Raw genomic sequence first — 12108 nt, forward strand, 5'->3', positions numbered from 1 at the left:
CCGCGGAGCTGCTATGCTGGTCCTACCGACGCGGGGTGGAGCAGCTCGGTAGCTCGCTGGGCTCATAACCCAGAGGTCGCAGGTTCGAATCCTGTCCCCGCTACCACCACGAAGGCCCGGCCCCTCAGGGGCCGGGCCTTCGTCGTTCGCGGGTGGTCGTGCACCGGAGCGGCGCGCTGCCCGTCCGTGGTGCAGGCGTGCGGCGCAGGCTCAGCGCGAGCTCAGCCCCTCCCGGCAGCGCGTGCGTCGGTCCGGTCGCGCGACCACTCGTCGGCCTGCCGGGGCGTCCGCCGGTACGGCGTGGGACGCAGTCCCGCCGGCGCTGCCGCCGGGTGCGTGTGTGCCGTCGGCAGGGGGCGCAGCTCCGCCGCCGGGGGAGGGGTCACCGCGTGCGCGGGCGGCCGTGGCCGGCTGGTGTGGGCAGCGAGCAGCGTGTGCGGTCGCGTGCGGTCCTCCTCCGGCACGGTGTCCCCGGCCACGGTCGGCCGGGCAGGCGGCGCGGGGAAGGGCTCCCGCCGGGGAGGGTGCGCCGGGTCGGGCAGCCGGAGCTCGGTGAGGTCCTTCCACGTCGAGTGCCGCAGCCCGTCGATGGTGCACCGCACGCGGGCCGAGACGCGGCCTCCGTCGGTGTGTCGCCAGCCGAGGAGCTCTCCGGAGTACCAGATGCCGCCGTGGTGGATCTCCACCGGCTGCGGGGCACCGACGAACCTGCTCACCGCCACGTCCCCCGCCACGAAACGGACTGTAGGTCGGCCGGCAGGGCCGTCCGGGAAGGCGCGCTCCGGTGCAGACCGTCCGTGGTCCGGTGCGTCACACGCTCCCCACGGGCACGTGCCGACGCCACCGGCCGGCGCCGGTCACACCCGCGCGGCGCTCCGCCGGCTCCGGCGGTCGGGCCGCGCCTGCAGCAGGCCGGTGAGCCGGCGCTCCGCCGGGACCGCGCTGCGGCGCAGCGCCTGGCCGACGTACTCGCCCAGCAGCGCACCGGCGGCCAGGGCCAGCCCGACCGTCGCCGCGGTGCCCAGGAGCGTGATGCCCCCGAGCGTGTCGCCCTCGGTCAGCTGGCGCAGCCCGCGGTAGATGGCGAGCCCGGGCAGCAGCGGAATGATGCCCGCGGACACGTAGACCACGGCGGGCACCTGCTGCTGACGGGCCAGGGCGTAGCTGCCCAGGCCGATGACCACGGCGGCGGTCGCCGACGCCAGGGTCGGGGACAGCCGCAGGCCGTCGTCGAGCCCGAGCAGGACCCCCCAGCCGAGGGCGCCCGCGGCGGCGGCGGGCAGCAGGGTCCGCCGCGGAGCGTGGTTGGACACCGCGAAGGCGGCCGACGCGAGGGCGGCGCCGAGGAGCTGCAGCGGGACGTCGTCCAGGCCGCCGACCGGCCGATCCCACATGCGCACCGGGATGCCCAGGCGCACGCCGACCGACAGGGCCACGGCGACGCCGCTGATGATCCCGGCCGTGAGCAGGAGCGTCTCGAACGCCCGGGCGCTCGCCGTCACGTAGAAGCCGGTGATCGCGTCGTGCACCGCGCCGACCAGGGTGACCCCGGGCAGCAGCAGCACGATGCCGCCGGCGACCACGAGCGAGGGGCGCACGCCGAGGTCGGCGGCGACGAGCGCCAGCGCCACCGACGTGGCGACGAACCCGCCCGCGGCGTTCTGGAAGAAGGCCGGCAGCCCACGGCGGTCCAGCGCGTCGAGGGCCGAGCCGACCAGGACGGTGGCCCCGAACGCGGCGGCCGTGACCAGCGGGCCGGCGCCCAGCAGGAGGGCCACCGCGGCGGCGAGCACCGCCCGGGCAGCGGTGACGACCGCGCGGCGGTAGGTGTGCCGGGCCCGCGACACGGCTAGCAGGCGGTCGTCTGCCTCGGCCGGGGTGATCCGGCCCTCGCTCAGCGCGCCGACGACGTCGTGCACGGCCGTCGCGCGGGAGTAGTCGAGCGCTCGCTGCTGCACCAGCCGCAGGCCGCTGACCGGACCTGCGTCGTCGGCCGCGTGCCCGGAGACGGTGATCGAGGTGAAGGTGATGTCGCACTGGACCCGGCGCAGGCCGCCGGCGCGGGCGGCGGCGATGCATGTCGCGGTCACCTCGGCAGCGCTCGCCCCGGCCGACAGGAGCAGCTCGCCGGCCTCCAGGGCGAGCTCCAGGGCGCGGTAGGCGTCCAGCGGTCCGGTGGGCGGGGTCGGCACGCGACCACCATCCCCGACCGGGAACGGCGCCAGCGCGTGGGTCTTCTCACCCCGTGCGACGTGCGCTCCGCAGGGTCACCCTGCATGCTGGGGAGTCGGTTCGAGGGCTGTCCGCCCTCCGTCTCGTCGTGCCCGGCACCGCCGGCCACTCCCAACAGGAGGACTCGCTCACCCGTGCGCAGGACATCCGCTGTCTTCTGGGCCTCATTGGCCGTCGTGCTCCCGTTCGTGGTCTGGGGTGCGGTCGCCCCCGATGCGCTCGCCTCCGCCGCCGCCGCCACGCAGTCGTTCGTCGTCGACCGGTTCGGCTGGTTCTACCTGCTGACCGCGACCACGGTCCTGGTGGCGGTGATCGCCGTGGCCGCATCCCGCTGGGGCCGGGTCCGGCTCGGCCGGGACGGCGACGTGCCGGAGTACAGCACGACGGCCTGGTTCGCCATGCTCTTCAGCGCCGGGATGGGTATCGGGCTGGTGTTCTGGGGCGTGGCCGAGCCGGTGTCGCACTTCCTGTCGCCCCCCACGGCCGACCCCGCCAGCACCGAGGCGGCCCGCGACGCGCTGCGCTACTCGTTCTTCCACTGGGGGCTGCACCCCTGGGGCATCTACGCGGTTCTCGCGCTGGCGCTGGCCTACGCCCGCTTCCGGCGCGGCTGGAAGGCCACGATCAGCGGCGCGCTCCGGCCGGTGCTGGGTGACCGCGTCGACGGTCCGCTGGGTGTCGTGGTCGACACCGTCGCCGTGGTCGCCACCGTGTTCGGCGTGGCGACGTCCCTCGGCCTGGGCGCCGCGCAGATCAACGGCGGCCTGGCCGCGCTCGACGGCGGCATCGCGATCGGCCCGGGCGTGCAGCTCGGCATCATCGCGGTGGTCACGGTCCTCTTCCTCGTCTCCGCGCTCTCGGGCATCCACCGCGGGATCAAGTGGCTGTCGACGGCCAACGTCGTGCTCGCGGTGGGGCTCTTCGCCTTCGTGCTGCTCACGGCCTCGTCGGGCCGGCTGGTGGGTGCCTTCACCACCACGCTGGGCAGCTACCTCACCGAGCTGCCCACGATGAGCCTGCAGACCGGGCCCTTCGACACCCAGCGCGCCGAGTGGATCAACGGCTGGACGGTCTTCTACTGGGCCTGGTGGATCTCCTGGTCGCCGTTCGTGGCCACCTTCATCGCCCGCATCTCGCGTGGGCGCACCATCCGCGAGTTCGTCGTCGGCGTGCTCGGCGTTCCGACGCTGGTCAGCGGCCTGTGGTTCTCGGTCTTCGGCGGCGCGGGCATCGTCGCCGAGCAGGACGGGGCCGGGCTGGCGGACCAGCCGACGGAGTCCCAGCTCTTCGCCCTGCTCGACACGCTGCCGGGCGGCCTGGTGGCCGCCGTCGGCGCGATGATCCTCATCGTCACGTTCTTCATCACCAGTGCCGACTCCGCCACCTTCGTGCTCGGGTCGCTCAGCACCCGTGAGGGGCAGGACCCGGCGCGCGTGGTGAGCGTGACGTGGGGCCTGGTGATCTCGGCGTCGGCGGCGGTGCTGCTGGTCAGCGGTGGGCTGGCCGGGGTGCAGACCGCATCGATCGTGGCGGCGTTCCCGTTCGCGATCGTGCTGCTGCTGGTGCTGGTGTCGCTGGTGAAGGGCCTTCGGCAGGAACCGCGGGTTCCCGTGCCGTCGGCGGCCGGCCAGCCGGAGCGGTCGGACGACGGGGTGGGCGGCGCAACCCGCGTCGAGAGTGGTACGGTGGTTTCACCGACGCGGGGTGGAGCAGCTCGGTAGCTCGCTGGGCTCATAACCCAGAGGTCGCAGGTTCGAATCCTGTCCCCGCTACCACGACGAAGGCCCGGTCACGGATGTGACCGGGCCTTCGTGCTTCCGTCCCGGCGATATCGCCGCGGTGTGTTGTGCGGCACCACCGACCTCTCTAACGTGCGGAGCACGACCGCCGCTCAGGGAGGACCGGACGTGTCCGTCGACGCCGAACCAGCACCGGAGACCGTTCCGCCGCGCACGGTGGGCGCCGCCGACCTCGGCATCGACCTGTCCGACCGGGACATGGCCCGCCGGGAGCCGGCGGTGACCTTTCCCGAGGTCTTCGAGCAACCGCCCGGCCTGGAGATCCCCGGCCCGCCGGCTCGCCTCCGGTCGTCGTCCGGCGACGGGCTCACGCGGCTCCCGGCCCGGCTCACGGGCGCCCGGTGAGCCGGCTGGAGGCCGACCTCGAGCGCTGCATGGGGGCGGGGGCCTGCGAGGCGTTGGCACCGGACCTGTTCGAGGTGGGCGACGAGGGGACGGTCGTGGTGCTGCGCCCCCACCCGGAGGGCGGCGACGTGCGCGACGCCGAGGAGGCGGTCCAGCAGTGCCCGACGAAGGCCCTCCGGCTGGTACCGGAACAGTCGGCTCCCGCGGCCGGTTGACCCGTTTCATGGAGACCACCGTCACCGACGTCCCCGAGTCCGACCGCTTCGAGATCCGCGACGGCGACCGCGTGCTGGGCGTGGCCGCCTACGAGCGTCGCGGCGACACACTGGTGTTCACCCACACCGAGGTCGACCCCGACGCCGGCCAGTCGGGGCTCGGCAGCACGCTGGTGCGGGCCGCCCTCGACGAGGTGCGTTCGCGCGGCGGGTCCGTCGTCCCGCGCTGCTCGTTCGTCGCGGGCTGGCTCGAGCGGCACCCCGACTACGCCGACCTCGTCGCCGACACCGACCGCTGAGCCCGGCACCGGTGGGGCGGCCCGGCGCCCCACCGGTCCGCGTCACAGGACCTTCGAGCCGTACATCTCCCCGAGCGGGTCGGCGATCAGCTCGATCCGGGCGCCGTCGGGATCGCGAAAGTAGACCGAGACGCCGCTGTGCACCTCGTGCGCGACGCCGGCCTCGATCAGCCGCTGCACCAGTTGCTCCCACCGCTGGGGATCCACGCTGATCGCCATGTGGTGCAGGCCGCCGAGCACCTCCGCGTACGGACCGACGTCCAGGCCCGGGAAGTCGAAGAAGGCCAGCAGGTTGCCGTTGCCGATGTCGAAGAAGAAGTGCGAGGAGCCGGGGTAGTCGCGGTTCTCGATCAGCTCGGTCAGCGGGAAGCCGAGGACGTCCTGGTAGAAGCGCACCGTCCGCTCGACGTCGCTGCTGATCAGGGCGGTGTGGTGCAGCCCCCGTGCGGTCGAGGCCGGCCGCTGCCCGGTCGGGCGCAGGTGCGCCTCCCGGATGCGGGCGCGCGCCGCCTCCAGCGCGCTCAGGTCACGGTCGTTCTCGGTGGTGCTCACGGCTGGGCATCCTCCTGGCTCGGGGCGTCTCCCGGCGGCAACCGGCGAGACGCGCGTCTCGTTCCCTGCGCATGCCCGCCGCACGCCCGGCTGCCAAGGTGGGGACCATGCGGGTTCTCGTGGCCGGGTGGTTCAGCTTCGACGAGGTGATCGCCACCGTCGGCGACGAGCTGGGGGCCGACGCCGTGGTGGGCTGGCTCACCGAGCTGGGCATCGACCACGACGTCGCCTGGGCGCCGTACCTGCACCGGGGCGTGCACTGGCGCGACGTCGACCCGGCCGACTACACGCACCTGGTGTTCACCACGGGGCCGGTCGGTGACCTGCCGCCCCTGCCCGAGCTGACCTCCGCGTTCGCCGGTGCGCAACGCTGGGCGGTGAACGTCTCCGTCGTCGACGACCTCGCCGGGACGATGTTCGACGCCGTCCTGGAGCGGGATGCGCCGGGCGTGACGCGGCCGGACCTGGCGATCGAGGGGCCGGCGCCGGAGGCCCCGGTCCTGGCCGTCACCTTCGCGCCGGTGCAGGGGGAGTACGGCGACCGCAGCCGGGCCGACCGGGTCCGCGGCGTGATCGAGGAGTGGCTGGCCGCGCGGGCCCTGCCGTGGTTCCCGATCGACACCGACCTGTTCGACAAGCCCCATCCGCGTCGTCCGGCGCAGGTGGAGGCCCTGCTGCGGCGGTCCGACGCCGTGGTGACCATGCGACTGCACGGATTGGTCCTCGGGCTCAAGCACGACCGCCCGGTCATCGCCTGCGACCCGGTCGAGGGCGGCGCGAAGGTCACCGCTCAGGCGCGGGCGCTGGAGTGGCCGCTGGTGCTCTCCGCGGGCGAGGTGACGTCCGAGGCGCTCGACGCCGCCCTGGCGCGCTGCCTCGACGGCGAGCTCGTCGGCGCGGTCACCCGGGCCCGCAAGCGCGGCGCGGCCGGCAACGACAGCGCGCGCCGGTGGTTCACCCGGCAGCTGGGGCGTTGAGCGGTCGCTGCGCCAGCGCGAACCGGCGCTCGACGTCGGCCGGGACGGGCCGCCGCTCGCGCAGCGCGGCCGGCAGCCGGACGGCGCAGCCGCGCAGCGCCGCCCGCGCCGCGGGATCGGACAGGGATCGGCGGGCCAGGTGCCAAGTGGCGGTCAGCGCGAGTCGCAGCGGCCGGCGCAGCCAGTCGACCAGCAGGTCGTTGCGGGTCTGCAGCGCCCACCGTTCCGGCGCCACGGTCGCCGGGCCGGCCGGGTCGTGCCAGGCGACGACGTCGTCGGCGTAGACCTGCTGCCATCCGGCTACGGCCAGGTCGAGGGCCAGCAGGTGCTCCTCGCCGGCGAAGAACAGCAGCGGCGAGAAGCCGCCGACGGACTGGTATGCGTCCCGGCGGAGCACCGTGGCGAAGGCCGGGTAGCTGAGCACGTCCGGCCCGGGGCTCCCCGGCGTCGCTCCGAGGACGGCGGCCCGGTGCTTGCGCGTGACGGCGTCGACCGAGCCGTCGGCGGCCATCCGCACCCGGCCGGCGAGCAGGGCGACCCCGGGGTGGGCGTCGAGCAGGTCGGCGGCCCGCCCCAGGGCGCCGGGCTCCCACCAGGAGTCGTCGTCGGCAAAGGCGACGTACGGCGTGCCCGCGCGCTGCACACCGACGGTCCGGGCCACCGCCCCGCGGTTGCCGGGCAGCTCCACCACGGAGACGTCGGGGTGCTCCGCTCGGACGGCGGCCGGGGTGCCGTCCGAGGAGCCGTTGTCCACCACGATCACCGGCGGCGCGCCCGGGCCGGTCAGGTGGCCGAGGCTGCGCAGCAGCGACTCGCGGCGGTCGCGGGTGGCGACGACGACGGTCACGCGAGGAGGGGCCACCTGGTCCCCGTACCGTGCGCGGGGGGTCCTCGAACACGCACTGCGCGCCGTCCGGCCGGGGGAGCAGCGGCCTTGGATCGGGTGCTACGCACCGCTCCCGGTCGCCGCGCGCTTCCCGCAGCAACCCGTCCACCCGGCGGCCGCGCTCGCGCTGCTCGGGCTCAGCGGCGGTCGCACCATGGCCGTGATAATCACCGGGACATCACCACCGGAAGGACCGAGATGATCGAGTTGCGCACGCCGGGGGAGATCGACGCCATGCGTGCCGCCGGCGCGGTGGTGGCCGACATGCACGCCGCGGTGCGGGCGCTCGCGGCGCCGGGCGTGCGGCTGACCCAGCTGGACGCCGTCGCCCGTGACGTGCTGGCCGACGCCGGCGCCACGTCGCCGTTCCTCGGCTACGCACCCCTGACCACCACCCCGCCGTTCCCCGGGGTGCTGTGCCTGTCGGTGAACGACGTCGCGCTGCACGGCATCCCGACGCCGGACGTCCTCGTCGACGGCGACCTGCTCAGCGTGGACGCCGGCGCGGTGCTCGACGGCTGGGTCGGTGATGCGGCGATCACCTTTCCGGTGGGCACCCCGCGGCCGGAGGATCTCGAGCTCGTGGCCACCACGGAGCGCGCGCTCGCGGCGGGTATCGCGGCGGCCGTCGTGGGCAACCGGATCGGCGACATCTCCGCGGCGATCGGCGCGGTCGGCCGGGCCGGCGGGTGCGGCATCAACACCGACCAGGGCGGCCACGGGGTGGGGCGCGCCATGCACGAGGCGCCGTCGGTGCCCAACGAGGGCCGCGCCGGCCGCGGGGTGCGGCTGCGGCCCGGCCTGGTCATCGCGATCGAGCCGTGGTTCCTCGCCGGTGGCTCCGACGACTACACGGTGGATGTCGACGGCTGGACCCTGCGCAGCGCCGACGGCAGCCGCGCCGCGCACGTCGAGCACACGGTCGCGGTGACCGAGGACGGCCCGAGAATCCTCACCATGCCGCGTTGACCGGCCCTGTCCAGAGGCTCGCCCCGAGCGCGCGCGAGGGTGAGGCGGACAGGGTCCTTCCGCTGACGCTGCGCGGTGAGCTAACCCAGGGCGCTCGCGAGGTCGGCGAGCAGGTCGTCGGCGTCCTCGATGCCCACCGACAGCCGCACGAGGTCGGCCGGCACCTCCAGTGGCGAGCCGGCGGCGCTGGCGTGGGTCATCCGGCCCGGGTGCTCGATGAGCGACTCCACGCCGCCCAGCGACTCGGCCAGCGTGAACAGCCGGGTGCGCTCGCAGACCTGCAGCGCCGCCTCCTCGCCGCCGCGCAGGCGGAAGGAGAGCATCCCGCCGAAGCCGGACATCTGCCGCGCGGCGATGTCGTGCCCCGGGTGCTCGGGCCATCCCGGGTAGAGCACCGAGGCGACGGCGGGGTGGTCGAGCAGGAACGTGGCGATCCGCTCGGCGTTGGCGCAGTGCCGGTCCATCCGGACGCCGAGGGTCTTGATGCCGCGCATCAGCAGCCAGGCGTCGAAGGGGCCGTTGACCGCACCCATCGCGTTCTGGTTGTAGGTGAGCCGCTCGGCCAGCTCCGGATCGCGGGTGACCAGGGCCCCGCCGACCACGTCGGAGTGCCCGCCCAGGTACTTCGTCGTCGAGTGCACGACGACGTCGGCGCCCAGCGTCAGCGGCTGCTGGAGGTAGGGCGAGGCGAAGGTGTTGTCGACGACGAGCACGGTGCCGGTCTCGTGCGCGATCTGCGCCAGCGCGGCGATGTCGGCGATGTTGAGCAGCGGGTTGGTGGGCGTCTCGCACCAGATGACCCGCGTGGTTCCCGGGGCGACGGCCTCCCGGACGGCGTCGAGATCGCCGAGGTCCAGCGGCCGGTAGCCGACACCCCACGGCTCGAGCACCCGGGAGATGAGCCGGAACGTCCCGCCGTAGGCGTCGCCGCCCAGGACGACGGAGTCGCCGGGCCGGCAGAGGGTGCGCAGCAGGGTGTCCTCCGCGGCCAGGCCGGAGGCGAACGCGAGCGCCGTCGTGCCGTGCTCCAGGGCCGCGAGCTGCTGCTGCAGCGCGTTCCGGGTCGGGTTGCCGCTGCGGCTGTACTCGTAGCCGCCGCGCAGCCCACCCACCCCGTCCTGCTTGTAGGTGGTGGTGAGGTGCAGCGGCGGGATGACCGCGCCGGTCGCCGGGTCGGGGTCCTGGCCTGCGTGGACGGCGCGGGTGTTGAAGCCGGTCACCGGGCCACCTGCCCGACGCCGGCGAGGTGACCGAGCACGTCCTGGCGGGTGACCACGCCGGCGGGCTTGCCGTCGACGTGCACCAGCAGGGCGTCGGCCGAGCCGAGCTGGGCGACCGCGGCGCTCACCGCCTCGCCGGAGCCGACGATCGGCAGCGGGGGCGACATGTGCTTCTCCACCCGGTCCGACAGCGAGGCCTGACCGGCGAACAGCGCGTCGAGCAGCGTCTTCTCGTCGATCGAGCCGACCACCTCGCCCGCGGTCACCGGCGGCTCCGCGCGCACGACCGGCAGTTGGCTGACGCCGTACTCGCGCAGGATGTCGATGGCGTCGCGCACGGTCTCGTTCGGGTGGGTGTGCACCAGCGTCGGCGTCTCCCCGCGCTTGGTGTGCAGGAGCTCGCCGACGGTCTCACCGCCGGTCGCCTCCAGGAAGCCGTAGTCGGCCATCCAGGCGTCGTTGAAGATCTTGTTCAGGTAGCCGCGGCCGCCGTCGGGCAGCAGCACCACCAGGACGTCCTCCTTCGCGAGCCGCTCGGCCACCCGCAGCGCTGCCACCACCGCCATCCCGCAGGAGCCCCCGACCAGCAGCCCCTCCTCGCGGGCCAGTCGGCGGGTCATGGCGAAGGAGTCGCCGTCGGACACCGCGACGATCTCGTCGGCGACATCCCGGTCGTAGGTGGTCGGCCAGAAGTCCTCGCCCACGCCCTCGACCAGGTAGGGACGCCCCGTGCCGCCGGAGTACACCGAGCCCTCCGGGTCGGCGCCGATGACCTGCACCCGGCCGTCGGAGGCCTCCTTGAGGTAGCGCCCGACCCCGCTGATCGTCCCGCCCGTCCCGGCGCCGGTGACGAAGTGGGTGATCCGGCCGTCGGTCTGCGCCCAGATCTCCGGACCCGTCGTCTCGTAGTGCGAGCGCGGGTTGAACGGGTTCGAGTACTGGTCGGGCTTCCAGGCGCCGGGGGTCTCGCGGCTGAGCCGGTCGGAGACCGAGTAGTACGAGCGCGGATCGGCGGGCTCGACCGCGGTCGGGCAGACGACCACCTCGGCGCCGTAGGCCTTGAGCACGTTGATCTTCTCCTGCCCGACCTTGTCGGGGCAGACGAAGATGCAGCGGTAGCCGCGCTGCTGGGCGACCAGGGCCAGGCCGATGCCGGTGTTGCCGCTGGTCGGCTCGACGATCGTGCCGCCCGGCGCCAGCTCACCGGCGGCCTCGGCGGCGTCGACCATCCGGACGGCGATCCGGTCCTTCACCGAGCCGCCGGGGTTGAGGTACTCGACCTTGGCCAGCACCAGCGGGGCGTCGGGGCCCAGGTCGCGGGTCACCGACGAGAGCCGCACCAGCGGGGTGTTCCCCACCAGGTCGACGACGGACTCGGCGTACTGCACGGGGCGTCCTCCTGGACCGGGTTCGGTGCGGGTCAGGGCTTGAGGACGACCTTGTTGCTGCGGTCCTCCTTGTCGCGGAACATCCGGTACGCCTCCGGGGCCTGCGCCAGCGGCAGCGTGTGCGAGACGACGAAGCTCGGGTCGATCTCACCGTTGCGGATGCGCTCGTACAGCGGCTTCAGGTAGCGCTGGACGTGGGTCTGGCCGGTCTTGACGGTCAGTGACCGGTTCATCAGCGAGCCGATCGGGAACTTGTCCATGAGCCCGCCGTAGACGCCGACGATGGAGACGGTGCCACCGTTCTTCACGGCGAGGATCGCCTCGCGCAGGGCGTGCGGCCGCTCGGTCTCCGACATCGTGGCCTGCTTGGCGCGGTCGTAGGCGTGGATGGCGGCGTTCGGGTGATGGGCCTCCATGCCGACGCAGTCGACGGCGGCGTCCGGCCCGCGGCCCGCGGTCAGCTCCTGGAGGGCGTCGAGGACGTCGACCTGCTCGTAGTCGAGGACGTCGGTGGCGCCGGCCTCCTTCGCCTTGTCCAGCCGGTAGTCGAACCGGTCGATGGCGATGATCCGCTCGGCCCCCAGCAGCTTCGCGCTGGCGACGGCGAACTGGCCCACCGCGCCCATGCCCCACACCGCGACGACGTCGCCGGGGGAGATGTCGCAGGCCTCCACGCCCATGTACCCGGTCGGGAACACGTCGGTGAGGAACAGGACCTGCTCGTCGGTGAGGTCGGCGTCGATCGCCAACGGCCCGACATCGGCGAAGGGCACCCGCGCGTACTCGGCCTGGCCGCCGGGGTAGCCGCCCATCATGTGCGAGTAGCCGAAGATGCCGCAGGGCGAGTGGCCCATGAACTTCTCGGCGATGCGGGCGTTCGGGTTGGAGTTCTCGCAGACGGAGAACAGCCCCTTCTGGCAGGCGACGCAGTTCCCGCAGGCGATCGGGAACGGGACGACGACCCGGTCGCCGACGCGCAGGTTGCCCACCCCGCGGCCGACCTCGACCACCTCGCCCATGAACTCGTGGCCGAGGATGTCGCCCTTGCGCATCGTCGGGACGAAGCCGTCGTAGAGGTGCAGGTCGGAGCCGCAGATCGCGGTCGAGGTGACCTTCACGATGGCGTCGCGGTCGTTCAGGATCTGCGGGTCGGGGACCTCGTTGACCTCGACGTGGTTCTTACCCATCCACTGGGTGGCGCGCACGGGGTGTCCTTCCGGAGACGG

The 12108-nt window shown here is 73.9% G+C and carries 13 protein-coding genes and 2 tRNA genes; 8 read left to right on the top strand and 7 right to left on the bottom strand.

Annotation, left to right across the window (positions count from 1 at the left end):
• The first annotated feature begins 29 nt into the window (after window positions 1–29).
• A tRNA-Met gene (locus ACI791_RS09020) sits at window positions 30–106 on the top strand.
• A gap of 115 nt (window positions 107–221) precedes the next feature.
• Here the strand turns inward: ACI791_RS09020 and ACI791_RS09025 are convergent.
• Both ACI791_RS09025 and ACI791_RS09030 read right to left on the bottom strand, forming a co-directional pair.
• Window positions 222–734, bottom strand: a complete 513-nt coding sequence (locus ACI791_RS09025; protein WP_456585749.1) for a hypothetical protein — start codon at window positions 732–734, stop codon at window positions 222–224.
• Between the two features lie 123 nt (window positions 735–857).
• Window positions 858–2192, bottom strand: a complete 1335-nt coding sequence (locus ACI791_RS09030; RefSeq protein ID WP_456585750.1) for a threonine/serine ThrE exporter family protein — start codon at window positions 2190–2192, stop codon at window positions 858–860.
• A gap of 174 nt (window positions 2193–2366) precedes the next feature.
• On the opposite strand from ACI791_RS09030, the gene ACI791_RS09035 reads away from it, so the two are divergent.
• The 5 genes from ACI791_RS09035 (at window position 2367) to ACI791_RS09055 (ending at window position 4890) form a co-directional block, all read left to right on the top strand.
• Complete coding sequence (locus ACI791_RS09035) at window positions 2367–3953, top strand: BCCT family transporter (RefSeq protein WP_456585751.1); 1587 nt, start codon at window positions 2367–2369, stop codon at window positions 3951–3953.
• Window positions 3931–4007: transfer RNA gene (locus ACI791_RS09040), tRNA-Met, on the top strand. Before ACI791_RS09035 ends, ACI791_RS09040 begins: the two co-directional genes overlap by 23 nt.
• Window positions 4008–4139: 132 nt before the next feature.
• Complete coding sequence (locus ACI791_RS09045; protein WP_456585752.1) at window positions 4140–4376, top strand: hypothetical protein; 237 nt, start codon at window positions 4140–4142, stop codon at window positions 4374–4376.
• Window positions 4373–4591, top strand: a complete 219-nt coding sequence (locus tag ACI791_RS09050) for a ferredoxin (protein ID WP_456585753.1) — start codon at window positions 4373–4375, stop codon at window positions 4589–4591. The genes ACI791_RS09045 and ACI791_RS09050 overlap by 4 nt, the downstream gene beginning before the upstream one ends.
• Window positions 4592–4599: 8 nt before the next feature.
• Window positions 4600–4890: a GNAT family N-acetyltransferase gene (locus ACI791_RS09055; protein ID WP_456585754.1), complete on the top strand. Its 291-nt coding sequence runs from the start codon at window positions 4600–4602 to the stop codon at window positions 4888–4890.
• A gap of 42 nt (window positions 4891–4932) precedes the next feature.
• Here ACI791_RS09055 and ACI791_RS09060 read toward each other — a convergent pair whose 3' ends face one another.
• On the bottom strand, window positions 4933–5442 hold the full coding sequence (locus ACI791_RS09060; protein ID WP_456585755.1) for a VOC family protein: 510 nt from the start codon (window positions 5440–5442) through the stop codon (window positions 4933–4935).
• 107 nt (window positions 5443–5549) lie between these two features.
• Here ACI791_RS09060 and ACI791_RS09065 point away from each other — a divergent pair, with 107 nt between their 5' ends.
• Window positions 5550–6419, top strand: a complete 870-nt coding sequence (locus ACI791_RS09065) for a polysaccharide pyruvyl transferase family protein (protein ID WP_456585756.1) — start codon at window positions 5550–5552, stop codon at window positions 6417–6419.
• Here the strand turns inward: ACI791_RS09065 and ACI791_RS09070 are convergent.
• The gene (locus tag ACI791_RS09070) at window positions 6397–7281 is read right to left on the bottom strand and encodes a glycosyltransferase family 2 protein (protein ID WP_456585757.1); all 885 of its coding nucleotides are present in this window, start codon (window positions 7279–7281) and stop codon (window positions 6397–6399) included. The two genes, ACI791_RS09065 and ACI791_RS09070, sit on opposite strands and share 23 nt — an antisense overlap.
• A gap of 222 nt (window positions 7282–7503) precedes the next feature.
• Here ACI791_RS09070 and map point away from each other — a divergent pair, with 222 nt between their 5' ends.
• A complete protein-coding gene (map, locus tag ACI791_RS09075; protein WP_347057792.1) occupies window positions 7504–8274 on the top strand; it encodes a type I methionyl aminopeptidase in 771 nt (256 codons plus the stop codon).
• A gap of 80 nt (window positions 8275–8354) precedes the next feature.
• Here map and ACI791_RS09080 read toward each other — a convergent pair whose 3' ends face one another.
• The 3 genes from ACI791_RS09080 to ACI791_RS09090 are packed head-to-tail and all read right to left on the bottom strand — an operon-like array spanning window position 8355 to window position 12087.
• Window positions 8355–9494, bottom strand: a complete 1140-nt coding sequence (locus ACI791_RS09080; RefSeq protein WP_456585758.1) for a cystathionine gamma-synthase — start codon at window positions 9492–9494, stop codon at window positions 8355–8357.
• Window positions 9491–10882 (bottom strand): cystathionine beta-synthase, encoded by a 1392-nt coding sequence (locus ACI791_RS09085; protein WP_456585759.1) that lies wholly within the window; start codon window positions 10880–10882, stop codon window positions 9491–9493. The genes ACI791_RS09080 and ACI791_RS09085 overlap by 4 nt, the downstream gene beginning before the upstream one ends.
• A 32-nt stretch (window positions 10883–10914) precedes the next feature.
• The gene (locus ACI791_RS09090) at window positions 10915–12087 is read right to left on the bottom strand and encodes a zinc-dependent alcohol dehydrogenase (protein ID WP_456585760.1); all 1173 of its coding nucleotides are present in this window, start codon (window positions 12085–12087) and stop codon (window positions 10915–10917) included.
• Window positions 12088–12108 lie beyond the last annotated feature (21 nt).

The sequence above is a fragment of the Blastococcus sp. SYSU DS0973 genome, assembly GCF_054051055.1.